This is a genomic window from Allobosea sp. CCNWLY174 (assembly GCF_037120455.1).
Classification (GTDB): domain Bacteria; phylum Pseudomonadota; class Alphaproteobacteria; order Rhizobiales; family Beijerinckiaceae; genus Allobosea; species Allobosea lupini.
Window position 1 is genome coordinate 496,174 of the sequence record NZ_JBBBBQ010000002.1, and the last position, 25,116, is coordinate 521,289.

25 protein-coding genes are annotated in these 25,116 nt (G+C 69.0%); 11 read left to right on the top strand and 14 right to left on the bottom strand.

Features of this window, described 5'->3' with window-relative positions; all coding sequences use genetic code 11:
* The first annotated feature begins 19 nt into the window (after positions 1–19).
* Complete coding sequence (locus V7S63_RS09150) at positions 20–379, top strand: hypothetical protein (protein WP_100964282.1); 360 nt, start codon at positions 20–22, stop codon at positions 377–379.
* 96 nt (positions 380–475) lie between these two features.
* Here V7S63_RS09150 and V7S63_RS09155 read toward each other — a convergent pair whose 3' ends face one another.
* From V7S63_RS09155 to V7S63_RS09175, 5 genes are all read right to left on the bottom strand, one after another.
* Positions 476–1,522, bottom strand: coding sequence for an acyltransferase family protein (locus V7S63_RS09155; RefSeq protein ID WP_248307620.1), 1,047 nt, complete (start codon positions 1,520–1,522; stop codon positions 476–478).
* 45 nt (positions 1,523–1,567) lie between these two features.
* Positions 1,568–2,569: a glucokinase gene (locus V7S63_RS09160; protein ID WP_167561702.1), complete on the bottom strand. Its 1,002-nt coding sequence runs from the start codon at positions 2,567–2,569 to the stop codon at positions 1,568–1,570.
* Positions 2,566–3,345, bottom strand: coding sequence for a 2-oxo-tetronate isomerase (gene otnI, locus V7S63_RS09165; RefSeq protein WP_100964171.1), 780 nt, complete (start codon positions 3,343–3,345; stop codon positions 2,566–2,568). Before otnI ends, V7S63_RS09160 begins: the two co-directional genes overlap by 4 nt.
* Positions 3,346–3,440: 95 nt before the next feature.
* Entirely contained in the window at positions 3,441–4,193 is a 753-nt protein-coding gene (locus tag V7S63_RS09170; protein ID WP_336529990.1) for a sulfite exporter TauE/SafE family protein, read from the bottom strand.
* Between the two features lie 166 nt (positions 4,194–4,359).
* Positions 4,360–5,343: a hypothetical protein gene (locus V7S63_RS09175; protein WP_336529991.1), complete on the bottom strand. Its 984-nt coding sequence runs from the start codon at positions 5,341–5,343 to the stop codon at positions 4,360–4,362.
* Positions 5,344–5,537: 194 nt separating this feature from the next.
* Here V7S63_RS09175 and V7S63_RS09180 point away from each other — a divergent pair, with 194 nt between their 5' ends.
* Complete coding sequence (locus V7S63_RS09180; protein WP_336529992.1) at positions 5,538–5,927, top strand: hypothetical protein; 390 nt, start codon at positions 5,538–5,540, stop codon at positions 5,925–5,927.
* Between the two features lie 5 nt (positions 5,928–5,932).
* On the opposite strand, the gene V7S63_RS09185 is transcribed toward V7S63_RS09180, so the two are convergent.
* Complete coding sequence (locus V7S63_RS09185; protein ID WP_336529993.1) at positions 5,933–6,691, bottom strand: FkbM family methyltransferase; 759 nt, start codon at positions 6,689–6,691, stop codon at positions 5,933–5,935.
* Positions 6,688–8,496: a glucans biosynthesis glucosyltransferase MdoH gene (mdoH, locus tag V7S63_RS09190; RefSeq protein WP_336529994.1), complete on the bottom strand. Its 1,809-nt coding sequence runs from the start codon at positions 8,494–8,496 to the stop codon at positions 6,688–6,690. The genes V7S63_RS09185 and mdoH overlap by 4 nt, the downstream gene beginning before the upstream one ends.
* A gap of 56 nt (positions 8,497–8,552) precedes the next feature.
* On the opposite strand from mdoH, the gene V7S63_RS09195 reads away from it, so the two are divergent.
* Genes V7S63_RS09195 through V7S63_RS09215 form a run of 5 tightly spaced genes read left to right on the top strand, consistent with a single transcriptional unit; the run spans position 8,553 to position 12,427 of the window.
* The gene (locus V7S63_RS09195) at positions 8,553–9,545 is read left to right on the top strand and encodes a zinc-dependent alcohol dehydrogenase (RefSeq protein ID WP_442896442.1); all 993 of its coding nucleotides are present in this window, start codon (positions 8,553–8,555) and stop codon (positions 9,543–9,545) included.
* Between the two features lie 51 nt (positions 9,546–9,596).
* A complete protein-coding gene (locus tag V7S63_RS09200) occupies positions 9,597–9,998 on the top strand; it encodes a 6-pyruvoyl trahydropterin synthase family protein (protein ID WP_091839201.1) in 402 nt (133 codons plus the stop codon).
* Positions 9,995–11,044 (top strand): glycosyltransferase family 4 protein, encoded by a 1,050-nt coding sequence (locus V7S63_RS09205; RefSeq protein WP_336529995.1) that lies wholly within the window; start codon positions 9,995–9,997, stop codon positions 11,042–11,044. Before V7S63_RS09200 ends, V7S63_RS09205 begins: the two co-directional genes overlap by 4 nt.
* Positions 11,041–11,880: a class I SAM-dependent methyltransferase gene (locus tag V7S63_RS09210; protein ID WP_336529996.1), complete on the top strand. Its 840-nt coding sequence runs from the start codon at positions 11,041–11,043 to the stop codon at positions 11,878–11,880. Before V7S63_RS09205 ends, V7S63_RS09210 begins: the two co-directional genes overlap by 4 nt.
* Before the next feature lie 46 nt (positions 11,881–11,926).
* A complete protein-coding gene (locus V7S63_RS09215) occupies positions 11,927–12,427 on the top strand; it encodes a GNAT family N-acetyltransferase (protein WP_336529997.1) in 501 nt (166 codons plus the stop codon).
* On the opposite strand, the gene V7S63_RS09220 is transcribed toward V7S63_RS09215, so the two are convergent.
* Genes V7S63_RS09220 through V7S63_RS09235 form a run of 4 tightly spaced genes read right to left on the bottom strand, consistent with a single transcriptional unit; the run spans position 12,428 to position 19,317 of the window.
* Complete coding sequence (locus tag V7S63_RS09220) at positions 12,428–14,515, bottom strand: hypothetical protein (RefSeq protein ID WP_336529998.1); 2,088 nt, start codon at positions 14,513–14,515, stop codon at positions 12,428–12,430.
* 18 nt (positions 14,516–14,533) lie between these two features.
* Positions 14,534–17,359: a DUF4159 domain-containing protein gene (locus V7S63_RS09225; RefSeq protein ID WP_336529999.1), complete on the bottom strand. Its 2,826-nt coding sequence runs from the start codon at positions 17,357–17,359 to the stop codon at positions 14,534–14,536.
* Positions 17,360–17,372: 13 nt separating this feature from the next.
* On the bottom strand, positions 17,373–18,290 hold the full coding sequence (locus tag V7S63_RS09230; protein ID WP_336530000.1) for a DUF58 domain-containing protein: 918 nt from the start codon (positions 18,288–18,290) through the stop codon (positions 17,373–17,375).
* Between the two features lie 10 nt (positions 18,291–18,300).
* Complete coding sequence (locus tag V7S63_RS09235; protein ID WP_100964148.1) at positions 18,301–19,317, bottom strand: AAA family ATPase; 1,017 nt, start codon at positions 19,315–19,317, stop codon at positions 18,301–18,303.
* A gap of 182 nt (positions 19,318–19,499) precedes the next feature.
* Here V7S63_RS09235 and V7S63_RS09240 point away from each other — a divergent pair, with 182 nt between their 5' ends.
* Genes V7S63_RS09240 through V7S63_RS09255 form a run of 4 tightly spaced genes read left to right on the top strand, consistent with a single transcriptional unit; the run spans position 19,500 to position 22,293 of the window.
* Entirely contained in the window at positions 19,500–20,084 is a 585-nt protein-coding gene (locus V7S63_RS09240) for a DUF1285 domain-containing protein (protein WP_442896443.1), read from the top strand.
* On the top strand, positions 20,084–20,752 hold the full coding sequence (locus V7S63_RS09245) for a CoA pyrophosphatase (RefSeq protein ID WP_336530001.1): 669 nt from the start codon (positions 20,084–20,086) through the stop codon (positions 20,750–20,752). Before V7S63_RS09240 ends, V7S63_RS09245 begins: the two co-directional genes overlap by 1 nt.
* A gap of 15 nt (positions 20,753–20,767) precedes the next feature.
* Positions 20,768–21,040 (top strand): DUF6111 family protein, encoded by a 273-nt coding sequence (locus V7S63_RS09250; RefSeq protein WP_336530002.1) that lies wholly within the window; start codon positions 20,768–20,770, stop codon positions 21,038–21,040.
* Positions 21,037–22,293, top strand: a complete 1,257-nt coding sequence (locus V7S63_RS09255; RefSeq protein WP_336530003.1) for a CCA tRNA nucleotidyltransferase — start codon at positions 21,037–21,039, stop codon at positions 22,291–22,293. The genes V7S63_RS09250 and V7S63_RS09255 overlap by 4 nt, the downstream gene beginning before the upstream one ends.
* Here V7S63_RS09255 and V7S63_RS09260 read toward each other — a convergent pair.
* The 3 genes from V7S63_RS09260 to V7S63_RS09270 all read right to left on the bottom strand — a co-directional run bounded on the left by V7S63_RS09260 (position 22,259) and on the right by V7S63_RS09270 (position 25,008).
* Positions 22,259–23,491, bottom strand: coding sequence for a hypothetical protein (locus V7S63_RS09260; protein ID WP_100964141.1), 1,233 nt, complete (start codon positions 23,489–23,491; stop codon positions 22,259–22,261). The genes V7S63_RS09255 and V7S63_RS09260 overlap by 35 nt on opposite strands.
* A gap of 105 nt (positions 23,492–23,596) precedes the next feature.
* Complete coding sequence (hemF, locus tag V7S63_RS09265) at positions 23,597–24,466, bottom strand: oxygen-dependent coproporphyrinogen oxidase (RefSeq protein ID WP_442896449.1); 870 nt, start codon at positions 24,464–24,466, stop codon at positions 23,597–23,599.
* A gap of 68 nt (positions 24,467–24,534) precedes the next feature.
* On the bottom strand, positions 24,535–25,008 hold the full coding sequence (locus tag V7S63_RS09270) for a tRNA (cytidine(34)-2'-O)-methyltransferase (RefSeq protein WP_336530005.1): 474 nt from the start codon (positions 25,006–25,008) through the stop codon (positions 24,535–24,537).
* Between the last annotated feature and the right edge of the window lie 108 nt (positions 25,009–25,116).

A 25,116-nucleotide genomic window follows, 5' to 3' on the forward strand; every position in this document is an offset into this window, starting at 1 on the left:
CTCATATGAGATAATGGCCATGAGACAGCCGGCCCTGCGCAAGCCCAGAACCGCCCGCATCGGCGATAATGGCGGCCCGCCTCTGGAGGAGAAGAAGCGCAAGCCCGCGGCCGACAAAGGCGAGATCGGCCGCACGTTCGACTGGCGCTTCGCCCATCGCAAGGCCTGGAAGAAGCCGCGCGAGATCGCGCTCAGGCGCCAGGAGCGGGCCGAGGCCCTCGGCCTGACCTATGAGGAATATACCCTCGAAGTGCTGGAGCGCGGCTATTTCCCGCAGGCCGAGCACGTCGAAACGATCGTCGCCAAGCGGTCGCAGCGCCGGCGCGATGGCGGCGTGGTCGGGCAATCGCTGAAGGGGATGCGGTTGAAGAAAAAGTGAGCGTCATTCTCGGACGAAGCGAAGCGCAGATCCGAGAATCTCAGGACCAGCTAGCTGGTTTCCGAGATGGTTGGGTCAAGCCCGACCATGACGAGTCTAAGCCCGCAGCGCCCGCCTAAAAACCTTCGTCATCGGCCGCTCGAACCAATGGTAGACGGCCAGCGCCGCGAGCACGGCGGCGACCAGCGCAAGCACGATGAAGAGGCCGGTCGCGCTCGGTGCGAGATGGGCGAAGACTTCGCGCAGCGCCCGCATCGCGAAGGGATGGACCAGGTAGAGCGCATAGGAGGCATCTCCCAGTGCCGCCAGCGAACGCACCAGCGCCGAAGGGGCGGTGACATTGCGCCCGCAGGCGGCGGCTCCGACGAGGAGCAGTGCACCGGTACCACGCAGGACAACCGCGCCCCAGGAAGTCTGGGCCCAGCCATCGCCGGCGGCGAGTACGAAAACGACGATCCCCACTGCCGCCATCAGCCAACGCAGGCGGCCGTCGAGCCTGAGGCCGTTCTGGCGGAGCAGGCCGACCACCATGCCGGCGGCGAATTCGAGCACGATCGGCTGGCCCCAGAAGCCGAAGGGCAGGGGAAGCGGCCCGGCCAGCGCCTGGGCCCCGACCAGCCCGGCGAGCGCCACGGTCACCAGAGGCACGACCAGCCGCCCCGGCGCGAGCAAGGCCGCGCCGAACAGGACGTAGAACAGCATCTCGTAATTCAGCGTCCAGCCGAGCGAATAGACCGGCTGCAGCTCGCCCGCGGCATTCGCCGTGGGCCAGAACAGATAGGAGGCGGCGATCTGCTGGAGGTTCGGAGCACCGGAATTGAGCAGGGCTGGCGAGGCGAGGAGCACGACGAGGAAGAGCGTGGTCGCAGCCCAGTAGAGCGGCACAATCCGGGCGATGCGCCGGGCGATGAACAGGCGCGCTCCCCCGGGCTTGTCGAACAGACCGGCCGAGGAATGCACCATGATGAAGCCGGAGATGACGAAGAACAGGTCGACGCCGGCGTTCCAAGGCAAGGCATGCGAAGGGATGAAGACGGTGCCGGCCCTGGCTGCGAGAAAGCCGGCTTCGGCCTGGACGTGATGGACTGCGACCATCAGCGCCGCGAGGGCGCGCAGGACCTGGATGCCGTAGAGCTGGGGCAAGGCTGGGAATCGTCTTCGAATGAGGTCAGGCGAGCGCCGCTGCGCCTAGGCAAACCACAAGCGCGCGGGATCGTCGAGGCCGAAGCGGCCGGGAGCCGCGGCGATGGCGGCGAGTCCCTGTTCGGCTGGATCATCGGCGGTGATCACGTTGAGCGCGAAACGGGCGGCGAGATCCTCGACCGGCGGCTTGCCGGCGAAGACGGCGTGGATCGTGGCCTTGTCGGCGAGCGGCAGGATGCGCGGCGCGATTCCGCCAGCCAGGTAGACGCCGCCCGTCGCCTTGAAGCCGAGCGCGAGATCGCCGGCGACGCGGGCCAGCAGCCGCCAGAAGCAGACCACGGCCATCAGTGCGCCGGGGTTGCCGTCGAGCGCCAGCGCGCTCACGTCGGCGGCGCTGACATCAGGCTCGGCGACGTCGGACTGGCGCATCACCGCGCGATGGAAGCGGATGAGACCGCTGCCGCTGAGCAGTTCCTCGACGGTGACGCGCGCGAGCCCATCGGACAGAGCCGGCCACAGCTTCACCTCGGTCGGGTCCTCCGGGCCGATGCCGATATGGCCGGATTCGGTCGGCACCAGCATGCCGGTGTCGCCGCGCCGCAAGAGAGCTGCAGCGCCAAAGCCCGTGCCGGGACCGAGCACGAGGCGCGGGCCCTCGGGTTCCGGCTGGCCGCGGACGAGATTGAACAGATCGCGATCCCTGAGCACGGCCAGCGACGCCGCGAGCGCTTCGAAATCATTGACCAGCAACCCCTGCTCGAAGCCGAGGGCGCGGCCGAGCTCCGGCCCATCGAAATGCCAGCTGGCATTGGTGAGCTGCGCCTTGCGCCCATCCAGCGGGCCGGCGACGGCGAGGATGGCCGAGCGCGGCTTCACCGTCAGCGTCGACAATACAGAGCCGAGCGCGGCTTCGGGCGTCGGGTGCGCGCCGGTGCTGATCCGGGCGAGCGGCTCGTGCAGGGCGCCGGGGGTCGGCACCAGCGAGAGCCGGCAATTGGTGCCGCCGATATCCGCGACGAGCACCGGATGGGGAAAGCCCGCGCTCACGCGTGCTTCTTCCAGGGCGAGAACCAGCCGAGGCCTTCGAGCGTGCCGGCACGCGGACGATACTCGCAGCCGACGAAGCCGGGATAGCCGAGCGAATCGAGCTGGGCGAACAGCGCGGGATAGTCGGGCCGCGTGCCGTCGGGCTCGTGCCGGCCCTCGGCATTGGCGATCTGGACATGGCCGACCAGCGGGTAGAGCGCCTCCAGCCGCGTGCCGACATCGCCATGGATCAGCTCGCAATGATACATGTCGAACTGCAGCTTGACGTTCGGCCGGCCGGATTCGCGGACATACGTCGCAGCCTGGTCGAAATCATTGAGGAAATAGCCCGGCATGTCCTTGCCGTTGATCGGCTCGAGCAGGAGGTCGATGCCGTGCTCGCCGAGCTTGTCGGCGGCATAGGCGAGCGAGGCGCGATAGGCCTTCTGCGCGGCGGGATCGTTCGGGTCGGTCAGGCCCGCCATCATATGCACGCGCTTGACGCCGGTCTCGTGGACATAGGCCAGCGCCGTCTCGATGCCGGCGCGGAACTCCTCCTCGCGGCCGGGGAGGGCGGCCATGCCGCGCTCGCCCTTGGCCCAGTCGCCGGGCGGCAGGTTGAACAGAGCCTGCTCCAACTCGCCGCCGGCAAGCGCCAGGCCGACCTTCTCCGGTGCATGCTCATAGGGGAACAGGAACTCGACCGATTCGAATCCTGCCTCGGCCGCCGCCTTGAAGCGGTCGAGGAACTCCCACTCGTTGAACATCATCGAAAGATTGGCGGCAAAACGCGGCATTGGTCGGTCTCGTCAGTCGGATCGAGGCAGCAGGCTAGCCCGTTAGGACGGGCCCGTCATCGTTAACCTGCGCGGCGGGTGGGGGTTCCGCTCAGTCAGCCGCCGAGCAGACGGGGCAAGGACGAGGCCAGCAGTGCGATTCCGGACAGCGTCAGCAGGCTGAGCACGATGCGGCGAAAGGCCTGCTCGCTGATGCCGATATAGAGCTTTGCACCCAGCAGCGAGGGAATCAGCATCGCCGGTGCGACGATGGCGAAGGCCGGCCACATCTCGCGCGTGACGTTCCCGGCCAGCACATAACCGAGCATGGTCGCGGCGAGCGTGGCGAGGTTGAAGTTCTGGACGATCGAGCGCTGCGCGTCCTTGTCCATGCGCCGCAGCGAGCACCACAGTGTCGGCAGCACACCGGTGAAGCCGCCGAAGCCGCCCATGACGCCTCCTATCAAGCCGATCGCGCCGTCCGCCAGGGACCCGCCAGAGCGGACCGGCGGCAGATGCGGCGCGAACAGCATGATCGGGCACCAGACGGCGAGCAGGATGCCGAGCCCTGCCTTGAACATATCGGGCTCGACCAGCGGCAGGAGCAGGACGCCGACCGGGATGCCGGCGAGCCCACCGAGCAGGAAGGGCCAGAGCCGGGCGAAGTCGAAGCCGCGGCGCACCGTAACGGCCGCGATGGTCTGGCCGGTCAGCCCGCCGAACACGGCCATGACCGCGGCGAGCCTTGGATCGAGCGTCCAGGCCCAGACCGACATGGCGACGAGGCTGAAGGCGAAGCCGGAGAGGCCCTGCACGAAGCCGGCGAGAGCGGCGCCGAGAATCAGGCTTGCGATGGTGCTGGTATCCATGGCCGGGCTTGTTCTTCGCACGCCTCGTCTTCAAAGGCTCTGGTCGTCCCGGGCGGAGCGAAGCGCAGACCCGGGACCCATTCCGGAACGGTTCAGGCATGGATCCCGGATCGGCGCCGCTTCGCGGCTTGTCCGGGATGACTCGCGAGTGGTTACAGCGAAAACGCTACTTCTTCGCCTCCGGCTTGGCCGGCGGGTTCGGGTCCTTCGAGAAGGCGCGGAAGACCATGTCAGGCGAGGAAGTGTTGTGGCGCGAATGGGTGGTGCGGCCCATCCAGACATCTGTCGCCTTGCCGCCGGTGAAGGGCATCAGCGCCTCCTCGCGCCAGCCCTTGGCGCCGGGCTCGCGGATGGCGATGCGGGCGACGTCGTTGTTGAACTCGGTGACGTACATCGAACGCAGCGCGGCGAAGGCCTTGCCGCCGGTCACCGGCCTGTCGAGCACGGCGTCGAGCACCATGCGATTCTCGTCGACGCTGTCGAGCTTCAGCGTGCCGGAGGAACCGTCTTTGAAACTGAGCTTGAAGGAGAGCGTCTTGGGATCGAAGGCGATCTCTTTGATGTTCACCACCGGCCGGGCGCCATCCTGCTCGATCGGTCCGAACAGGAAGGAGGAGCCATAGGCGGCCGCCGAGAGCTGCTGCGGCGGCAGCGGCCGGACGCGCCAGTAGCCGTCCTGCGGATAGACGACGAGGACCTCGTAGGAGCCGGTCTTGCCGAGCTTCCAGAGCTGGACGAGGTGCAGGCCCTTCTCGACGCGGTCGCCGACGCGGAAGGTCGTCTCGGCCGGGCGCCAGAAGCTCTCGAAGGTGTAGCCGACCAGCCAGTATTCGATGCTCTCATAGAAGGTGATGCGCTGCGGCGGCACCGGCGCCTTGTGGACGGGATCGCCGCTCATGTCGCAATCGGTCCAGTCGGCGTCCCAGTTGTCGCGCAGCAGGCCGGCGATATAGGCCGGATGCGCCGCCTCGATGCGGAAGCGCCGGACCTCGGGCGAGATCGCCTTGATGGTGACGTTGTCCTTCTCGGCGCAGGCGACCTGCTCCGACTCGTTCTTGACCTCGACGGCGACGTCGCCGGCTGCCCGGGCGGCGAGGGCGGTCAGCAGAAGCGCCGCGGAGATGGCGAGGGGGCGAACGAGAGCGAGCATGGTCATCCTTGGCCGGTTGCCTTCGTGGTCAGCCTGGACAGCGCAAGATGAACGCAGGCTGAGCCGGGTCATAAAGCCGATCCGCCCGAGACGGAAGCGCGACACCGTGGCAGCTTCCGCAATCGCTGCGGGCTGGGTCAGATTGCCGTTGCGTGAGGCGCGTCCTGCCCCTTCACGGGCATGGATTGCCTTCGATGCAAAGCTATTTGCTGGCCGCCGGCGTGCTGATGATCCTGATCGGCATTGCCCACTCCGTGATCGGCGAGATCCTGATCTTTCGGCAGCTGCGGGCGGGAACGATCGTGCCGCTCCACGCGCCGGCGCCGCTGCGCGAACGGCACCTGCGAATCCTCTGGGCGAACTGGCACCTGTGCTCGGTGCTGGGATGGGGGCTGGCGGCACTGCTGATGGTGATCGCTAGGTCCCCCGACCTGCCGACATACGCGCTTAACATCCGCATCATGGCGATCGCGACGCTAGCCGGCTCGCTCCTCGTACTCTACGCGACCAGGGGCCGGCATCCCGGCTGGCTCGGCCTGCTGGTCGCGGCCGGGCTTTCCTGGCTCGGTCAGAGCGGCCTGTAGAGAGGTCAGCGCGACAGCAGCGCGTAGACGTCGCCGGAGTTCGCCTCGTGTGGGAGCTCGCGGAGATAGCTGCCCATATCCTCCGCATCGACTGCTGCAGGGAAGGCAAGCTGCTGGCTCTCGCCGAGCGCGACATTGAAGCGATAGGTTCCGAGCGCCGCGAGCCGGGCGAGGCAGGCTTCGGCGACATCGCGCTGGATCGTGGTGAACTCGAAGGAGAGGGCGGCCGGCGTCTGCGAAAGACCGGCGAGGACATGCGCCTCGAAGCCCTCGACATCGATCTTGATGAAGGCGGGCAGGCCGTGCTTGGCCACCAGCGCATCGAGCGTGGTGCAGGGCACGGTGAGCTCGCGGTCCCAGACCTGCTCGCGCCAGCCGTCCTGGCCGTGGGCGGCATCGACGAACTCGCCCGAAAGCGTCGAGACGGTCGGGTTGGCGCTGTTGATCCTGAGCGTCGCGGTGCCCTCGCTGTCGCCGCAGGCGGCCTCGACCAGCGTCACCTTGGGATCGCGGCCATGGATCAGGCGCAGGGCCCTGGCCGGGCCGGGTTGCGGTTCCAGCGCCACGACGCGGGCGCCCAACCTGCGGAAAGAGGAGATGCGGTCGCCGACATGGGCGCCGATGTCGAAGGCGAGATCACCGGCTCTGAGGAAGCGGGCATGGAGCGAATCCATCGCGACCTTGCGGACATGGTCGCCGTGATAGACGCGCAGCGAGCGCGACAGGCTTTTCGCCGTGCCCTTGGGGTAGGCGACCGGCTTCATCGCGCCTTGCCGCCCTGGATCGCGACGATCTCGGCCGGCGGGTCGAAATCCTCGGGGATGCCGCAGAGGCCGGTGCGGACGAAGAAGGCGCCCAGTGTCGGCGCCGCGGTCAGCATGGCGAAGGGGATGGCGAGGATGTAGCCGGCGGTCAGCGGCAGCGACCAGATCAGCACGGTCGGTGACAGCACCATGAGTGTGCCGAAGATGTAGAGGCCGAAGAGCAGATGCGGCCAGAGGCCCGCGACGGCGGTCGCGAAGGAGAGGGCGTGGGCGTCGCGCGCCTGGCCGTTCCAGCCGATCTTCGCCTTGCCGAAGGCGAGGCCGACCATGAACAGTGTCGTCCGGAAGGTCGAGACCGCGCCCTGCAGGAAGGCGAAGACGATCTCGATAAGCGAGGAGACGATGAAGCGCGCCGTACCGCCATAGCGCTGCGTGCCGCCTTTGGTCAGCAGGATGTCGGCGAAGCCGGCGAGCTTCGGCGAGAGGTACATCGCGAAGAACAGCACATAGAGGAAGGCGGCGGAGCCGGCCGGGTAGTCGGCGATGCCGCGATCCTCCAGCACCTTCAGTGGCAGGAGCGCGATCATCAGCGTCCAGGCCGGCAGGCCGATGAACATCAGGATCGCCCAGGCCAGCTGGAAGCGGCTCATCGCCTTCAGGCCGGGGATGTCCATGATCTTGAGATACTGCAGATTGCCGAGGCACCAGCGCAGGTCGCGCCGGGCGAATTCGAGCATGGTCGGCGGGTTCTCCTCCCAGCTGCCGGCCTCGACCGGCAGCACCCGGACCTCGTAGCCGGCGCGGCGCATCAAGGTCGCCTCGACCTGGTCATGGCTCATGATCGGACCACCGAGCGGCGGCCCGCCCGGCACGGCCGGCAGATGGCAGTGATCGCGGAAGGGCGCGATCCGCACCATGGCGTTATGGCCCCAGAACGGGCCGCAATCGCCGATCCACCAGGCAGAGCCCATGGTGTAGGGCCGCATGCCGTGGCGCATGCCAAACTGGAAGATGCGCGCAAAGGCGGACTTGCTCGGCATGCCCACGACCAGACTCTGCAGGATGCCGAGCTTAGGATAGGCCTGCATCATCCGGGCGAGGGCGAGGATGGCTTGCCCCGACATCACGGAGTCGGCGTCGAGCGGCAGCATCAGCTCGTAGCGATCGCCCCAGCGCTCGCAGAATTCGCGGACATTGCCGGCCTTGTAGCCGGCATTGTCGCTGCGGCGGCGATAGGTCAGGCGACCTTGTTCGCCGATGCGCGCGGCGAAGGCGGCGGCGAGCTCTGCTTCGGCCGCGGCAACGCCCGGGTCATTGGTGTCTGAGAGGACGAAATAGTCGAACCAGGCGCCCTGGCCGGTGGCGTCGAGGCTCTGCTTGACGATCTCGAGCCGGCGGAAGGCGCGTGCGGGATCCTCGTTGCGCAGGGTCATCAGCACGGCGGTGCGGATCGCGAGCGGTGTATCGGCCTCGCCGGCGGCGGCGAAGGGCGCGACCTGATCGAGCCCGTCCTTGCTGCCGTGCAGCAGCCAGAGCCCAATCGCGGCGTTCCAGAAACCGAGCACGGTCCAGGGCGCGCCGAACAGGAAGGCGACGAAGATCGCGATATCCGCGAGGCTCCAGCCGCCGGCCGAGAGCACATGAGCGAGGCCCCGGAGCAGGGCCGCCAGCGTAACGAGGTTCAGGCCGGCGACGAGCCCGCGCCGCACCCGCAAGGTCGAAACCGACTGCAGTCCTGCCGGCGTCAGCCGCAAGTCCTCTTGCGCCGCCGCCTGGAACGTGGTCGGAGCGGGGCGCTGGTTCATGGCGGTTTCCGTCATGGGCTCATCAGGCTGGCGGGGAACGGCGCGGAGGGCGATGCGTGGTAAAGCCGGCAATTGCGAACGAAGCAAGCGCACAGGCGACGGCGCTCTGGTATGCCGCCGCGGGTGAATGTGTCCTGAACACCGAAGAATTGCCGGCGCAGGGACCGGGCGAATGCCTGGTCCGCACGCTCTGGAGCGGCATCAGCCGCGGCACCGAGCGGCTGGTCTTCGAGGGGCGCGTGCCCGAGAGCGAATATGAGCGCATGCGGGCGCCTCTCCAGCAGGGCGCTTTTCCGTTTCCGGTGAAATACGGCTACTGCGCCGTCGGGACGGTGGATGCGGGGCCTGAACGGCTGCTTGGCTGTACGGTGTTCTGCCTGCATCCGCATCAGGATCGCTTCGTCGTGTCGGCGGATCGCGTGACCCCGCTGCCTGAGGGGCTTTCGGCAAGGCGCGCCGTGCTCGCTGCCAATATGGAAACCGCGCTCAATGCGCATTGGGATGCCGGCTCCGGCCCGGCCGACCGCATCGTCGTGGTCGGCGGCGGCGTGCTCGGGCTGCTCGTGGCGTATATCGCGGCCAGGCTGCCGGGCGCGGAGGTGACGCTGGTCGATCTCGACGATGGCCGTGCCGGGCTCGCGCGGGCGCTCGGCTGCCGCTTCGCGCTGCCGGCGGACTGTCCGCAGGATGCCGATCTTGTCTTCCACGCCAGTGCGAGCGCCGCCGGCCTCGCCACCGCGATCGGCGCAGCCGGGTTCGAGGCGAGGATCGTCGAGCTCAGCTGGTATGGCGAAGGCAGCGTCGCGGCCCCGCTCGGCGGCGCCTTCCACGCCCGTCGGCTGCAGCTCATCTCTTCGCAGGTCGGGCAGGTCTCGCCCTCGCGGCGGGCGCGCTTCGACTACGCCCGCCGCATGCAGGCGGCGCTGGTACTGCTGGCGGATGAGCGGCTCGATGCGCTGATCACCGACGAGATCGCCTTCGAGGATGCGCCGACACGCCTGCCTGCGTTATTCGCCGGCGCGGGGCTGACCGCCGTCCTGCGCTATTGACGCCGCGCCCCGGGCTTCGCCAAGACTGCGGCCGCTAAAGGAGACCGCCCCATGTTTTCCGTCGAAGTCCGTGACCGCATCATGATCGGCCATTCGTTGCCCGATCCGTTCTTCGGCCCGGCGCAGGCGATGCACGGCGCGACCTTCGTCGTCGACGTCGCCTTCTTCCGCGAGAGCCTCACGCGCCAGAACGTCGTGGTCGACATCGGCGCGGCGCTGACCGTGCTGAACGAGACGCTGAAGCCGCTGAACTACAAGAACCTCGACACGCTGCCGCAGTTCGAGGGCGTGCTGACCACCACCGAATTCCTCTGCAAGTACATCTTCGACGCGATGGCATTGGCGGCCCGCACCGGCAAGCTTGGGGCGGATGCGGCCGATCTCGCGAAGATCCGCGTCACGCTGCATGAGACCGATCTCGCCAGGGCGAGCTATGAGGGCGCGCTCGCGTGAGCGAGATCGTCTTCGCCATTCCCGGCGATCTCTCGCTGCCGACCGGTGGCTACGGCTATGATCGGCGGCTGCTGGCGGAATGGCGCGAGATGGGCGTCGCGGCGCGGCACCTGCCGCTGCCGGGGAGTTTTCCCAATCCGGACGAGGCTGATCTGGCAGAGACCGGCCGGGCGATCCTGTCGCAGCCCTATGACAGTGTGCTGCTGATCGACGGGCTCGCCTATGGCGCCTTCCCGGAGAGCGTCGCGGCCGGGCTTGCAGGGCGCGTCGTCGCGCTGGTGCATCATCCGCTCGGCCTCGAGACCGGACTGTCACCGGTGCAGGCGGCGGAGTTCGTCAGGCGCGAGGCGGCAGCCTTGCGTTATGCGGCTGCGGTCATCGCTACCAGCGAGACGACCAAGCGGCTGCTCGTCGCCGACTTCGCCGTCCCGGCGGAGAAGATCACTGTGGCGGAACCGGGTGTCGATTCGGCCGCGAGGGCGACTGGCTCTGATGGTGAGACCATCGCGTTGCTGGCGGTTGGCTCGCTCGTGCCGCGCAAGGGCTACGACGTCCTGATCGCAGCGCTTGAGGGGGTGGCCGACAGGCCATGGCGCCTGACCATCGTCGGTGCCGATGATCGGGCTCCCGGGACCGCGGCCTCCTTGCAGGCGCAGATTGCCGCTGCCGGGCTGGCGGAGCGGATCAGGCTTGCCGGAGCTTTTGGACAGGCCGAACTCGACGCGGCCTATGCCAAGGCCGACCTCTTCGTCATGCCCTCCCTGTTCGAGGGCTATGGCATGGTGCTGACCGAGGCATTGGCGCGCGGGCTGCCGATCCTGTGCACCACCGGCGGCGCGGCGGCGCAGACGGCGCCGGACGCGGCTGCGCTGAAGGTGCAGCCGGGCGATGTCGCGGCACTGCGTGCCGGGCTGGTACGGTTGTTGGATGACAAGCAGGAGCGCGTGCAGCGCTCCGATGCAGCCTGGCAAGCAGCCGGCACATTGCCGCGCTGGCGCGGGACTGCAACGATCGTTGCTGAAGTCTGTGCGAAGGTTATTCCATGAGCGGATTCTCCCCCGATTGGCTCGCCTTGCGCGAACCGGCCGACCATGCAGCCCGCAATCCGCAGGTTCTGGCGGCGGTGGGGTCGACCTTTGCCGGCCGGCAATCGCTGTCGATCATCGACCTCGGCTGCGGCACCGGTTCGAACCTGCGCGGCAGCTACAGCGCATTGCCGGTGCGCCAGCACTGGACACTGGTCGATGCCGACAGCCGCCTGCTGTCGGTAGCGCGGCGCAAGCTCGCGCAATGGGCCGACGAGGCGCAGGAGCAGGGCGAGGAGCTGGTCCTGCGCAAGGAGGACAAGACGCTGACGGTCGATTTCCGGCAGGCCGACCTCAACAAGGAGCTCGAATGGGTGCTCGGCTGGCAGCCCGACTTGGTCACGGCCGCCGCATTGTTCGACCTTTCCTCGGTGCGCTGGCTCGAGCGCTTCGTCGCCTCGCTCGTCAGCATGCGGCTGCCGCTCTATACGGTGCTGACCTATGACGGGCGCGAGAGCTGGCAGCCGGCGCATCCTGACGACCAGCGCATGCTCGCCGCCTTCAACCATCACCAGCACACCGACAAGGGCTTTGGCCCCGCGGCCGGGCCCGAGGCCACGGAGGCTCTGGCGCAAGCCTTTCGCAAGGCCGGCACGGCGGTGACGGTCGGCGAGAGCCCATGGCAGCTTGGCGTGGATCATGCCGATCTCGTTCGCGAACTGGCGGCCGGGATCGCCGCTGCCGTTGCCGAGACCGGGCATGTCGCGCCGGCGGCGATCGCGAGCTGGCTGGAGGCGAAGCGGAGCGCGACCTCCGTCAGCGTCGGCCATCAGGACCTCTGGGCGCGGCCGGTCTGAAGCCATTGCCAACCGCGCCGAATTCGGCCATGCCGCGATCCCGACCATGACTTCGCTTCCCCTCACCATCCGCCAGGAGCTGCCGGGCGACGCCGCGGCGATCGAGCGCCTGCACGAGCGTGCCTTCGGGCCGGGCCGCTATGCCCGCACCGCCTCGCGCCTGCGCGAAGGCGCGCCGCATGATCCAGCGCTGTCCTTCGCCAGCCATGTCGGCACCTTCCTGGTTGGTTCGGTCCGGGTGACGCCGATCCTCGCCGGTGGCGGGCCGGGGCTGATGCTTGGGCCGTTGACCGTCGATCCGGCCTTCGAGGGCCGCGGCATCGGCGCTGCGCTGATGAATGCCGCGATCGAGGCAGCGCGCGAACGCGGCCACGAGCTGATCCTGCTGGTGGGCGACGCGCCCTACTACGCCCGCTTCGGCTTCAAGCCGGTGAAGCCCGGCCATCTCGTATTGCCCGGCCCGGCCGATCCCGGGCGCTTCCTGGCGCTGGAGCTCAAAGACGGCGTGCTGGCGCAGCGCAAGGGCGCGGTGGTGGCGCTGCGCTGATCAAGCCTCGCGCTTGAATCTCCGCCCACTCTCGCCGATCCAGCCAGCGACCAGTGCGCCGAAGAGGATGGCAAGGCCGATCAGCCCGACGAAGAGCGGTGAGATCGAGACGCCGCGGACGATGCCGGAATCGCTGATGCGCAGGCCGATCCAGTCGGCACCGGCGAACTGCCGCCCGGAGCGGACCGGCACGATGCGCGGGATGGTGACGCCCGAGCCGTTCTCCTGCCCGATCCGGCGCGAGGAGCCGCCAGTCGCCTCGGCCAACGCCTGGAGCTTGCCGGGATCGCTGACCACCTCCATCAGTTCGCGCGGGTTCTCCGGGCCGATGCTGGCGAAGGCGGTCAGGTTCTCGGTGGTGATCTTGTGCAGGCCGAACTCGCTCGCAGCGGTGCGGGCGACGAAGAGGCCGGGGCGGCCGGGCTCGAAGGGCACGGTGCGGGTCGAGCCGTCGGGCGCGGTGATGATCGCAGGCGCGGGATTGTCGCCGAGCGTCTGGCGCTCGATCTCGATATTGCGGCCCCGGGCGCTGGCGCGCAGTGCCTCCTCCTCGAGGTCCGGCTCCTTCATCAGCCAGTGGCCGAGCCGGCGCAGCAGATCGAGATGCGGGCCGCCATCGCGGAAGCCGCGGGCCCAGAGCCAGGCATGGTCGGAGAGGAAGAGCGCGACGCGGCCCTTCTGCTCGCGCGCCAGCAGCAAGAGCGGACGATCGCCGGGGCCGGTCATCACGGTCGAACCCGAGCGGGCACGGGAGCCGACGAGGCGCAGCCATTCGCCCCAGCGCGGCGGCTCGACCTCCGAGCCCGGCAGGTCGCGCGTGACGGGGTGGCGCTTGCCGGGCTCGCTGACCCTTGCGCGATAGGCTTCGTCGAAGACACTGCCATCGGGCTGCGCCGGCAGGATCTGGCCGAGCGGGGTGCGCGCCAGCGACTGGGCGCCGGAATATTCCGGCCCGGCCGCGATCAGGAGCGCGCCGCCGTCGCGGACATAGCGGACGATATTGTCGAAATAGACCAGCGGCAGGATCGACTGGTTGGCGTAGCGGTCGAAGATGATCAGGTCGAAATCCTTGATCTTGACCTGGAACAGCTCGCGCGTCGGGAAGGCGATCAGCGAGAGCTCGTTGATCGGCGTGCCGTCCTGCTTCTCCGGCGGGCGCAGGATGGTGAAATGGACGAGATCGACATTGGCGTCGGCCTTGAGCAGGTTGCGCCAGGTGCGTTCGCCCGGATGCGGTTCGCCCGAGACGAGCAGTACACGCAGCTTGTCGCGGACGCCGTCGATGGTGATGACGGCGCGGTTGTTGGCGAGCGTCAGCTCGTTGTCGAGCGGGGCGGCCTCGATCTCGATGACGTTCGGTCCGCCGCGGTCGATGCGAACTGGCACCTGGACGGTCTCACCGGCGATCGCCTCGCGCCGCGCGATGATCTCGCCATCGCGGCGCACCGTGATCGCGGCCCGGCCTGGGCCGCCCTTCTCGACGACGCGCAGGCGGACATTCTGCTCCTTGCCGACGATGCCGAAGCGCGGGGAATCGACCAGCACGATGCGCCGATCGATCTCGCGCTCGCGGCCGGTGGTCAGCACATGCAAGGGGGCGCGCAGGCCGAGCGCCTCGGCCGTGGCAGGCGCGTCATGGGCAAGGCCGTCGCTCAGCACGATCGCGCCGGCGACGCGCTCGGACGGGACGTCGGCAAGGCCGGAGGCGAGCGCCTCGAACAGGCGGGTGCCGTCGCCGGCGCCCTGCTGGTCGGTGACCTCGATCGTACGGGCCTCGACACCCGCGATGCCGCGCAATTGCCGCTCGACCTCGGCCTGGGCGGCCTGCGTCTGCTGCGAGCGATCGGCCAGGCGGTTCGAGGCGGATCTGTCGACGACGACGGCGACGACGTCCTTGACCGGCTCGCGATCCTCGAAGACGAGCGAGGGGTCGGCCAGGGCAATGGCGAGCACGGTGAGCGCGAGCGCACGCAGGATCGCGCTGCGTCCAGCCAGCACGAGCGCCATGCCGGCGGCGACTGCGGCCAGAACGGCAAGGCCGATCAGCAGCGACAGCGGGACAAGCGGGGCGAAGGTCAGGCTCCACATCGGGCGGGATTTCCTTCGCTACTGACCGAGGCGTTCGAGCAGGGCCGGGACATGGACCTGATCGGCCTTGTAGTTGCCGGTCAGCGCGTACATCACCAGGTTGACGCCGGCGCGCAGCGCCATCTCGCGCTGGCGCGGATCGGAGCCGGACATCGGCACGAGCGCCTCGCCGCGCCGCCCGACGGCCCAGGCGGCGGCGAGATCGTTCGAGGTGATCACGATCGGCGAGACGTTGTCGCCGGCGCGGGCCGGGCGGCGGCCGTCCTCGCTCGCGGGCGGCAGCACCTCGACCCAGGTCGTGCCGCTGTCATAGCGGCCGACGAAGCCGTCGAGGATGTAGAAGGTTTTCGTCAGGACGTGGTCGCGCGGGATCGGCTCCAGCTCGGGAATGTCGAGCGTCTGCAGCATGCGGCGCAATTGATCGCCCTCCGGCGTGGTGCCGCCTCCGGGGCGGGTGCTCATCGCGTCGCGCGTGTCGAAGATCACCAGCCCGCCGCCCTTCATATAGGCCTCGACCTTGCGCAGCGTCTCGGCTGGGGGAATGGGCCGGCCGGCGACCACGGGCCAATAGAGGATCGGGTAGAGCGCAAGCTCGTCGCGGGAGACGTCGACGCCGGCAGCCTCGCCCGGCTCCAGCGCGGTGCGGGCGCCCAGAACGATGTTGAGACCGGCCATGCCGGCCTTTGACATGTCGTCGACCGTCCTGTCGCCAGTGAGGACATAGGCGAGGCGGGTCGCGCTCGCGGCAGTGACGAGATCGCGCGGCACCGGCGGCCGCTGATCGGCCGGCGGGGCAGGCGGGGCCGGCTGCTGCGCCTTTGCGGTATCCGGACCGGGCAGGGTCGCGAGGGCGACAGCGAGGAGCAGCGCAGCGGGCGCCGCCCGTCGGAAGCGGGCGAGGTTCATCCGGCCTCCGAGCCAGAGCGTCGCCAGCGTGTCGGCGACGAGGAGGAGCAATGCCAGCACGAGGAGCTGCGGGCGGATATCGCGGGCGACGGGCTGGTCGATCGGCAGCATCGGCGCTCCCAGTGCGGCGAGATCGAGCGCCGCCAGCGTGTCGGCAGGGGCGAGTGTGTTGACCGCCATGGCGCCGTCGGTCGGGCCATAGATGCCGGGCGGATGCGCGAGCGTGGCGCGGCCGGTGAAGTTGCGGGCGACAGGTTGTGCGGTCGCAGGAGGCGAGCGGAAGGCGCCCTGACCGTCGAGCACACGGGTCGGCGACAGGGTCTCGACCTTGATCTCGCCGCCCTGGCTCTCGGCGGGGCTCGTGCCGGACATGGCAACGACCTTGCGCAGCATCTCGACGAACAGGCCGGAGAGCGGCAGGTTCGACCAGGTCGTGTCGGCGGTGACATGGACCATGGCGAGCACGCCGTCGCCGCGACGCTCGCCGGTGACGACCGGCGTGCCGTCCTCCAATGCCGCCCAGGTCTTGCGGGCGAGGTCGGGCTCCGGCTCGGCCAGGATCTGGCGGGTGACGCGGACGTCCTCGGCGAGGGACGAGCCGAAGAAAGGGCTCTCGCGGGTGAAGGGCGCGAGCTTGCGCGGCGCTTCCCAGGAGAGGCCGCCGCCAAGGGTGCGGCCGCCGCGGCGCAGGCGCACCGGCGTCAGCTCGTCGGAGGAGGCGGCAAGCCGGGCTCCGGCGAAGCGCAGCAGCACGCCGCCGCGCTCGACGAAGGTCGAGACTTTGGCGGCGGTGTCGCCGTCGAGCGCGCCGATATCGGCCAGGATCAGCACGGAGAGGTTCTGCGCCAGCAATTCGCCGACCGGGTCGGTCGAGCCGGCGCGGGGCTCACGGATCTCGGCGAAGGGCGACAGAGCGCGCGAGACGTAATAGGTCGGCGAGAGCAGCGGCTGGGCGGTGTCGGCGGTGGCGCCCGAGACGATGCCGACGCGGCGGCGCTTGGCCCGGTCGTCGAGCAGAGCGACGGCGCCGGCACTGCGCTCGCCGGCAATCTCCAGCCGCGAGACGGCGTTGCGGACCTCGATCGGCAAGGTCAGCCGCGCGGTGGTTTCGAGCTCATTGCCGCCGAAGACGAAAGGCGCGTCGCCGAGTGGCAGGCCCTTGAGGTCGAGCGCGCGGACCTGGCCGCTCGCCGCAGCATTCGTCGTCGGGCGCAGGACCTTGACCGTCAGCGCGCCGGCGAGGTTCTCGGGCGCGGCGAGGGCGCGCTGATCGGCCGGGCCGGCATGGATCGAGAGGCGGCTCGCGCCAGCTTCCTGCTTCAGCCTGGCCAGGAAATCGGCGTCACCGCCGCCGACGCCGAGCCCGTCTGCGACCCAGACCGTCTCGGCCTGGGGCTGGGCCCGCCAGAAGGCTTCGAGCCGCTGGAGATGGGCGCCGCGATCGGGCGCATGCGGCTGCAGGGCGAGTGCACGCAAGCGTTCGAGGGCGCCCTGCGGCTCGGCCAAGGCTATCTCGTTTGGGGCTTCGGCAAGGCCGACGACCGCGACGGGCCGGCCTTCGCGCCCGGCGGCCATGATGCGGCTCTCGGCGATGGCCTGGCGTTCCAGCCAGTCGGTCGCGGCGCCGAAGCCGTTGTCGACCAGCAGCAGCAGCGGGCCGCGCAGGGCGGCGGCGTCGCGCACCGGATTCCAGACCGGGCCGGCGACGGCGAGGATCGCCAGCGCCGCCACCGCCATGCGCAGCGCCAGCAGCCACCAGGGCGTATGCGCCGGCGTCTCGCGCTGCGGGATCAGGTCGCGCACGATCTTCAGCGGCGGGAAGTCGATGCGCTTCGGCCGCGGCGGTGTCACCCGCAGGATCAGCCAGAGCACGGGCAGGACGGCCAGCGCGATCAGGGCCAGCGGCGCGGAGAAGGCGATCGGCAGCGATGAGAGCATCGTCCGTTCTCCCTCAACCCGCCGGGCCGCCGCGCGAGGCGGCGATCAGGCTGGCGATGCGCAGCACGCCTTCGCTGGCCGGTCGGTCGGTGCGGTGCAGGGTCAGCGTCCAGCCGGCATGGCGGCAGGCTTCGCGGATGGCGTCGCGATGGGCCTGTAGCCTCTCGCGATAATCCTCGCCCCATTTGCCGGCATCGCCGACCCGCAATGTCAGGCCGTCCTCGAGGTCGAACAATTCGGCCTGGCCGGAGAAGGGGAAGGTCTCCTCGATCGGATCGGCGATCAGCAGGATATGCCCCCTGGCGCCGCTGCTCGCGAGCGTGGCGATGCGCTTGGCGAGCGCCGCCGCCGGCGTCAGGCCATCGGTGATCAGAATCGCGTCGGCCAGGCGCGGCAGCGGCTCGTCCGGCGGCAGATCGGCCTCGCCATTGCGGCGATCGGCCAGGATCGCCTGAGCCAGCATTTCGACGATGCGGCGCGAGGCCATCGGACGGGTCAGGCCGAGATGGCCGACGCGCTCGCCACCCTCGACGAGCGTTTCGGCCAAGGCGAAGCCGGCGATCAAGGCGCGGTCGACCTTGCTGACCTGGGCGAGGGAGGAGGAAAAGCCCATCGAGGGCGACCGATCGATCCAGAGCCAGATCGCGTGCGAGGCCTCCCATTCGCGCTCTCTGACGAAGAGATGGCCGTCGCGTGCGGAGCGACGCCAGTCGATGCGCGAGGCGGATTCGCCTGTCACCAGCGGCCGGTATTGCCAGAAGGTCTCGCCCGGGCCGGAGCGCCGGCGACCATGGATGCCGTGCACGCTGGCCGAGACCCGCCGCGCCTCCAGCACCAGCCTGGGCAGGCGGGCGGCGAGATCGAGCGATGCCTTGAGGACCGGCTGGCCCGGCTGGCGCTCGGATTGGCCGAGGACGCGGGTGCGCAGCATCAGAATGCCCTCAACCCAGACGCTCCACGAGCTTGGCGACGACACCCTCGACCGTCTCGCCATCGGCGCGGGCGGCGAAGGTCAGTGCGATGCGGTGTTTCAGGACAGGGGCGGCGAGTGCCGCGACGTCGTCGACCGACGGCGCGAGCCGGCCTTCGACGAGGGCGCGGGCGCGGGCGGCGAGGGTCAGCGCCTGGCTGGCGCGCGGGCCGGGGCCCCAGGCGAGCTTGTCGGTGATCGCCTTCTCGCCGTCGCCGGGGCGGGCCGAGCGGACGAGGTCGAGGATCGCGTCGACCACCGCCTCGCCGACCGGCAGGCGGCGGACCAGGCGCTGCGTCGACATCAGGGTCTCGGCCGTCATCGCCTGCACCGGCTTGTGCTCGGCGGCGCCGGTGGTCTCGAGCAGAATGCGGCGCTCGGCCTCTCGGTCGGGATAGCCGACATCGATCTCCAGGAGGAAGCGATCGAGCTGGGCTTCCGGCAGCGGATAGGTGCCTTCCTGCTCGATCGGGTTCTGGGTCGCGAGGACGTGGAAGGGCGCCGGCAGGTCGTGACGCTCGCCGGCGACGGTGACGTGATGCTCCTGCATCGCCTGCAGCAGGGCCGACTGGGTGCGCGGCGAGGCGCGGTTGATCTCGTCCGCCATCAGCAGCTGGGCGAAGACGGGGCCCTTGATGAAGCGGAAGTGGCGCTTGCCGCCCTCGCTCTCGTCGAGCACTTCGGAGCCGAGGATGTCGGAGGGCATCAGGTCGGGCGTGAACTGGACGCGCCTTGCCGAGAGGCCGAGCACGGTGCCCATCGCTTCGACCAGCTTGGTCTTGGCGAGGCCGGGCACGCCGACGAGCAGGCCATGGCCGCCGGCGAGAAGGGTGATCAGCGAGAGATCGACGACCTTCTGCTGGCCGAAGATGACCTGGCCGATCTCGGTGCGGGCGGCGCCGATGGCGGCGAGGGCCGCTTCCGCCGCCTCGACGATGCCGGTGTCGAGGTTGATCGGGGCGTTGGCATCACGGGCTTGCGCCACCATGTCGATCTCCTTCAGCCTCGCGTTCGCGGGCCTTCCTGTCCGATTCCAAACTGTGACCCTCGCGGGGAGCATGCTCAAGGGGCAGAGAGCGGCGGTGCACAACAGTCCGCTTCACGATTATGTAGAGTTCAAGGCGAGAGAGCGATGCAACCGGCATGCCGATGACGAAAGCGCGAGGTGACATGACTGCCGAGGCCGCAGGCGCGATGAATCGCCTGCTGGGCGCGCTCGGCGCCGGGCCTGCCCGCGGGCTGCCGCCGGTGGAGCGCTGGAACCCGCCCTTTTGCGGCGATCTCGACATGCGCATCGCCGCGGACGGTACCTGGTTCTATCTGGGCACGCCGATCGGCAGGCCGGCGCTGGTCAAGCTGTTCTCCTCGGTGCTGAAGCGCCAGGGCGACGATTACTTTCTCGTGACCCCGGTCGAGAAGGTCGGGATCAAGGTCGAGGATGCGCCGCTCCAAGCGGTCGAGATGGCGGTGGAGGGCGAGGGCGACAAGCGCAGCATCGCCCTCCGGACCCGCACCGACGACCTCGTCACGGTCGGGCCGGACAACGCCCTGCGTTTCGAGAGGGCTGCGAACGAGGGCGTGAAACCCTATGTGCATGTCCGGCGCGGGCTTTGGGCCCGGCTCACGCGGGCGCTGACCTATGATCTCCTGGCGCTCGGCGAGATCAGCGAGATCGATGGGCAGGCCCAGTTCGGCATTACGGCCGGCGGTGCCTTCCATATCGTCGCGCCGGCGAGCGAGATCGAGGGACTGTGATGCAGCATCCTGCCAAGCAGCTTGCCGAGACGCCGTTCTGGACCGGCGGCGATATCGAGGCGCTGCTGCTGCGCGCCCTGCGGGCCGAGCCGCCCGCCCATGGCGACCTGATCGCGCGGCCGCGCGGCGATCACGATCTCCAATCCGAGCCGATCGACATTCCGGACGAGGCCAGCGCGATCGAGGCTGCCGTGCTGATCCCGATCGTGCTGCATCCCGGCGAGCCGACCGTGCTCCTGACCCAGCGCGCCGCGGCGCTGCGCAAGCATTCCGCGCAGATCGCCTTCCCGGGCGGGCGCGTCGATGAAACCGACGGGTCGCCCTTGGTGGCGGCCTTGCGCGAGGCGGAAGAAGAGGTTGGACTCTCCCCCTGCAAAGTCAGGGCGGTCGGCTATCTCGACGCCTATCTCACTGGCACCGGCTATCGCGTCACGCCGGTGGTCGGGCTGGTCGAGCCGCCATTGGCGCTGACGATCAACCCGCACGAAGTCGACGAGGCCTTCGAGACGCCGCTCGCCTTCCTGCTCGATCCGGCCAATCACCAGCGCCATGGCCGGGAATTTCGCGGGCGCTATCGCACCTACTATGCGATGCCGCATGGTGATCGCTATATCTGGGGAGCGACTGCCGGCATGATCCGCAATCTCTACGAGCGGCTCGCCGGTTAAAGAGGTTTATTTCGGATGCTGCGCACGCTGACCGAGGAGTTCCTGCTCTTCGTCCTGCCGTTCTGCCTGTTCGCGGGCTATCTCGTGATCCGGCGGCGCAATCCGTTCGATGTCGAGCATTGGAGCCGCCATCTGTTCTGGCTGTCAGTAGTCGGGCTCATCCTCGGAATCGGCTCCTTCGTCTATGCCGGCCTGGTCGCGCCGCGGCATACCGGGCCGTTCGTGCCGCCGCATGTCGAGAACGGCAGGCTGGTCCCCGGCGAGTTCGACGACCGGCCGAAGCGATGACCGGCGTCGAGCGCGAACGGCTTTCCGGACTGCTGGCGCGCGCCGATGCCGCCGCGCTGCTTTCCACGCTGAACCGGGACGGCGAGGAGGCCCGCATCGTCGGCGGCGCCGTGCGCAATGCGCTGCTGGGCGAGCCGGTCGCCGATATCGACATCGCCACGACCTGCCTGCCTGACGAGACGATGCGGCGGGTACGCGCCGCCGGCTTCAAGGCGGTGCCGACCGGAGTCGAGCACGGCACGGTCACCGTCGTGATCGACGGCACGCCTTTCGAGGTCACGACATTACGGCGCGATGTCGAGACCGACGGCCGCCACGCCGTTGTCGCCTTCGGCCGCGACTTTCGCGAGGACGCACTCAGGCGCGATTTCACCATCAATGCGCTCGGTCTTGATGCGGCGGATGCGCTGCACGACTATGCCGACGGGCTTGCCGACCTCGCAGCGCGGCGGGTGCGCTTCATCGGTGTGGCAGGCGAGCGGATCGCCGAGGATTTCCTGCGCATCCTGCGCTTCTTTCGTTTCCATGCCCGCTATGGCGTCGGCGAGCCGGATCGCGTAGCGCTCGACGCCTGCATCGCGGGGCGCGCCGGTCTGGATGGACTGTCGCGCGAGCGGGTCTGGGCGGAGCTTCGCAAGCTGCTCGCGGCGCCGAATGCCGCCGAAACCCTGCGAGCGATGGCAGGCGCTGGCCTGCTGATGCCGGTGATCGGCGGCGTGCCCCGCCTCTCGCGCTTCGCTGCGATCGCCGAGGAGCCGGGGGAGGGCGTCTATCCGGCCTTCCGGCTGGCGGCGCTTGCAGTTGCCGTCAGCGAGGATGCGCTCCGGCTGCGCGAGCGGCTGCGGCTCTCGAATTCCGAGTTCGAGCGGATTTCCGGCATCGCCGCGGCGCTGGAGGCGCTATCGGGAAGAGGAAAGCTATCGGAGATCGCGCGCTTGCGCCGCCTGGCTCATCGCATCGGAAATGATGCCGTCGCTGGCGGGCTGGTCCTGCTGGGAGCGGATGGCGCATCGACCGAGAAGCAGGCGCTGATCGCCGATCTGGCGCGGACGCCGCCCTTCCTGCCGACAGGCAAGGATGTGCTGGCGCTCGGTGTCGGCGCCGGTCCGAAGGTCGGGCAGGTGCTCGAAGCGGCGCGGGAGGCCTGGATCGAGGCGGGCTGTCCGGCAGGGCGGGACGAGCAGATGGCGCTGCTGGCGAAGGCCGCCGGCGCCGAGGTCAAGGCGCGAACAGGCGGGACACCTCGGCGCTGATCTTGTCCTGGCCGGCGGCGACGGCCCGGATGTGCGCAGGATCGGAAACACGATGTTTCCTGATCATCGGGATTTCGATGATCCTGTCGGAACTCAGAGAAAGCTCCCTGATCGTCCGGTCGTTCGCTTCCGTCAGCTCGTCGTCTGTCAGCCCCGGGATCGAGCCATGCACCTCAGTTCCCGGCAGAAGCCCCATGGCGTTGACGTTGGGCGGTTTGCCGCGGAGCACTTCGTGGCCGAGTTGCTGGAAGGTGTTGAGGGTTTTGACGGCATTGATCCTGCCCGGCGCCTTGATCCGGGCCGGCGACAGGCCGACCACGTCGCCATCCTCGACGAAGAAGGCGCCGTCGGCGATGCCGACGAAATCGATGCGGATACCGAGACCAGTCAGCTTGGCGGCGGTGTGCAAGGCCGAAAACCCACCGGCGCTGAAGGCGACGACGACCGTGACCCCCTTGGGCGCGCGGCTGCGCACGGCCCTGACTCTCTTGACGACCTCTGCGGTCGGATCCTGCCCGCCCCGGCCACCGAAGAAGGTGGCGATCATCGGCTTCTCGTGAGTATTGAGATAGGCCGGGGTCACGAATGTCCTCTGAAAGAGGTTGTCGGTGACATGGTCCCACGAGCCCGGGGCGATGCCTTTGCCGAAGCCGCTGTATTTGATGAAGATATCCATCGGCTTCGCAACCTGCGGTTCCGGAGCCGGAGCAGGCTTGGCATCGGCGAGGTTGAGATCCGCATCGAGCGAGCGGATCGTCTGGATGCCGACGACCTTGTCCACGCCTGCCTGCGCCGAGCGTCGGATGTCCCTGGCCTTCTTGTAGGCGTAGACCAGAGCGAGCGTGGACGGGCCATAGCTGCCGCGCTTCAGCTCGTCGGGCGAGATCGGCGGCGTCGCCTTCAGCGCCTTGATCATCGCGTTGAAGCTCTCGCCCTCGACTTCGTCGAGGTTGAGATCCGGGCTCGCCGCGGAAGCTTCACGCAGCTTCATCAGGGCTCTGTGAACGATGCGGACATGCGGCCCGGGCGGCTTGCCCTGATGGATATTGGCTCCGTCGTTGACGGCGCATTGCTCCAGACGGTCGGTGACGTTGAGCGTCTTGGCGCGAATCTGCTGCTTTGTCTCGTTGTCGACCGCCGCGTCGCCGAGGGTGATCTCATTGGCCCGGACGAAAAGCTGGTGTGTCAGTCTCGCCATATCGTTCCCGCCGTGATCGACCGCTCCGTCACCGTGGCCTAAGGCAGGATTCTCCCGGACGCGTCCTTCATTTGGCGGAGGACGCGCAACGGGCCGGCGCTCACGTCACGGCCACCTGACCGTCGGCGGCATCGAGGACAGGATCGAGGCGACGTTGCCGCCGGTCTTCAGGCCGAAGATGGTGCCGCGGTCGTAGAGCAGGTTGAACTCGACATAGCGGCCGCGGCGGACCTGCTGCTCATGGCGCTCGGCATCCGTCCAGGGCGTTGCCAGATTGCCGCGCAGGATGCGCGGGTAGATGTCGAGGAAGGCCTCGCCGACCGCCCTGGTGAAGGCGAGGTCGGCTTCCGGATCGCCGGTCCAGACATAGTCGTAGAAGATGCCGCCGATGCCGCGCGGCTCGTTGCGATGCTTGAGGTGGAAGTACTCGTCGCACCAGGCCTTGAAGCGCTCGTAGTCGGCGACACCCGCATGGGCCTCGCAGGGGCTGCGCATCGCGGCATGGAAGGCCTGCGCATCGGGGTCGTCCTGGCTGCGCCGGCGGTCGAGCACCGGAGTGAGGTCGGCGCCGCCGCCGAACCAGGGCTTGGTCGTCACGACGAAGCGGGTGTTCATGTGCACGGTCGGCGCGTGCGGGTTCCAGGGATGGGCGATCAGCGAGATGCCGGTGGCGTGGAAGCGCGGGTCCTCGGCCGCGCCCGGGATCTGCGCGGCGAATTCCGGGGCGAAGCTGCCATGCACGGTCGAGACGTGGACGCCGACCTTTTCGAAGACGCGGCCCGACATCAGCGCCATCACGCCGCCGCCGCCCGGCGCGCCGTCATGGTTGCTGCGCTGCCAGGGCGTGCGGACGAAGCGGCCGGGCTTGTCGGTCTCAGGGGGAAAAGGGCCGGCAGCCTCCTCCTCGACCTGCTCGAAGGCGGCGCAGATGCGGTCGCGCAGGCTCTCGAACCAGGCGGCGGCGCGCGGCTTCATGGCCTCGACCGTGGCGGGGTCGACGGCTGCGGGTTGCGTGGCTTGTGCGGTCATGTGCGGTCTCTTCGTCAGGCGTCGGCCGGTGCGGGATAGGCGCGCAGCTGCCGCAATGCCTCGCCCACTACCATCGCCGCGGCCATGGCGACATTGAGCGAGCGCAAATCGCGGCGCATCGGGATGTGCACGCTGGCCTGCGCCGCAGCATAGACCTCGGGCGGCACGCCCGCGCTCTCGCGGCCGACCATGACGATGTCGCCCGGGCGAAAGGCGAAGTCGGTATGGGCGCAGGCGCCGTCGGTCTCGGCCAGGACGAGGCGGTGGCCGGCCTGCCGCCGCCAGTCCTCGAATGCGCGAAAGGAATCATGCCGGGTCACCGCGGCCCGCTCGATGTAATCCATGCCGGAACGGCGGAAATTGCGGTCGGACACGTCGAAGGCGGCCGGTTCGACGATGTCGACGGCGATGCCGAGGCACGCCGCCAGGCGGATCATGGTGCCGGCGTTCTGCGGAATGTCGGGCTGGTAGAGGGCGAGGCGCAGCATGGCGGGGTCATGCTGTCTGCGCAGGGCGCACGTCAAGCGGCAGCTCGGCCATGCTCTGGCCTTCATTTGGCAGTCGACCCATATAACGAAGCGTCGTCATCGCCAGCT

What these genes read in the sequence shown, in the direction of transcription:
- V7S63_RS09150 (WP_100964282.1), top strand. Translation starts at nt 20, where the DNA reads ATGAGACAGCCGGCCCTGCGCAAGCCCAGAACCGCCCGCATCGGCGAT.
- otnI (WP_100964171.1), bottom strand. Translation starts at nt 3,345, where the DNA reads ATGCCGCGTTTTGCCGCCAATCTTTCGATGATGTTCAACGAGTGGGAG.
- V7S63_RS09170 (WP_336529990.1), bottom strand. Translation starts at nt 4,193, where the DNA reads ATGGATACCAGCACCATCGCAAGCCTGATTCTCGGCGCCGCTCTCGCC.
- V7S63_RS09175 (WP_336529991.1), bottom strand. Translation starts at nt 5,343, where the DNA reads ATGCTCGCTCTCGTTCGCCCCCTCGCCATCTCCGCGGCGCTTCTGCTG.
- V7S63_RS09180 (WP_336529992.1), top strand. Translation starts at nt 5,538, where the DNA reads ATGCAAAGCTATTTGCTGGCCGCCGGCGTGCTGATGATCCTGATCGGC.
- V7S63_RS09185 (WP_336529993.1), bottom strand. Translation starts at nt 6,691, where the DNA reads ATGAAGCCGGTCGCCTACCCCAAGGGCACGGCGAAAAGCCTGTCGCGC.
- mdoH (WP_336529994.1), bottom strand. Translation starts at nt 8,496, where the DNA reads ATGAACCAGCGCCCCGCTCCGACCACGTTCCAGGCGGCGGCGCAAGAG.
- V7S63_RS09200 (WP_091839201.1), top strand. Translation starts at nt 9,597, where the DNA reads ATGTTTTCCGTCGAAGTCCGTGACCGCATCATGATCGGCCATTCGTTG.
- V7S63_RS09210 (WP_336529996.1), top strand. Translation starts at nt 11,041, where the DNA reads ATGAGCGGATTCTCCCCCGATTGGCTCGCCTTGCGCGAACCGGCCGAC.
- V7S63_RS09215 (WP_336529997.1), top strand. Translation starts at nt 11,927, where the DNA reads ATGACTTCGCTTCCCCTCACCATCCGCCAGGAGCTGCCGGGCGACGCC.
- V7S63_RS09220 (WP_336529998.1), bottom strand. Translation starts at nt 14,515, where the DNA reads ATGTGGAGCCTGACCTTCGCCCCGCTTGTCCCGCTGTCGCTGCTGATC.
- V7S63_RS09225 (WP_336529999.1), bottom strand. Translation starts at nt 17,359, where the DNA reads ATGCTCTCATCGCTGCCGATCGCCTTCTCCGCGCCGCTGGCCCTGATC.
- V7S63_RS09230 (WP_336530000.1), bottom strand. Translation starts at nt 18,290, where the DNA reads ATGCTGCGCACCCGCGTCCTCGGCCAATCCGAGCGCCAGCCGGGCCAG.
- V7S63_RS09235 (WP_100964148.1), bottom strand. Translation starts at nt 19,317, where the DNA reads ATGGTGGCGCAAGCCCGTGATGCCAACGCCCCGATCAACCTCGACACC.
- V7S63_RS09240 (WP_442896443.1), top strand. Translation starts at nt 19,500, where the DNA reads ATGACTGCCGAGGCCGCAGGCGCGATGAATCGCCTGCTGGGCGCGCTC.
- V7S63_RS09245 (WP_336530001.1), top strand. Translation starts at nt 20,084, where the DNA reads ATGCAGCATCCTGCCAAGCAGCTTGCCGAGACGCCGTTCTGGACCGGC.
- V7S63_RS09250 (WP_336530002.1), top strand. Translation starts at nt 20,768, where the DNA reads ATGCTGCGCACGCTGACCGAGGAGTTCCTGCTCTTCGTCCTGCCGTTC.
- V7S63_RS09255 (WP_336530003.1), top strand. Translation starts at nt 21,037, where the DNA reads ATGACCGGCGTCGAGCGCGAACGGCTTTCCGGACTGCTGGCGCGCGCC.
- V7S63_RS09260 (WP_100964141.1), bottom strand. Translation starts at nt 23,491, where the DNA reads ATGGCGAGACTGACACACCAGCTTTTCGTCCGGGCCAATGAGATCACC.
- hemF (WP_442896449.1), bottom strand. Translation starts at nt 24,466, where the DNA reads ATGAAGCCGCGCGCCGCCGCCTGGTTCGAGAGCCTGCGCGACCGCATC.
- V7S63_RS09270 (WP_336530005.1), bottom strand. Translation starts at nt 25,008, where the DNA reads ATGCTGCGCCTCGCCCTCTACCAGCCCGACATTCCGCAGAACGCCGGC.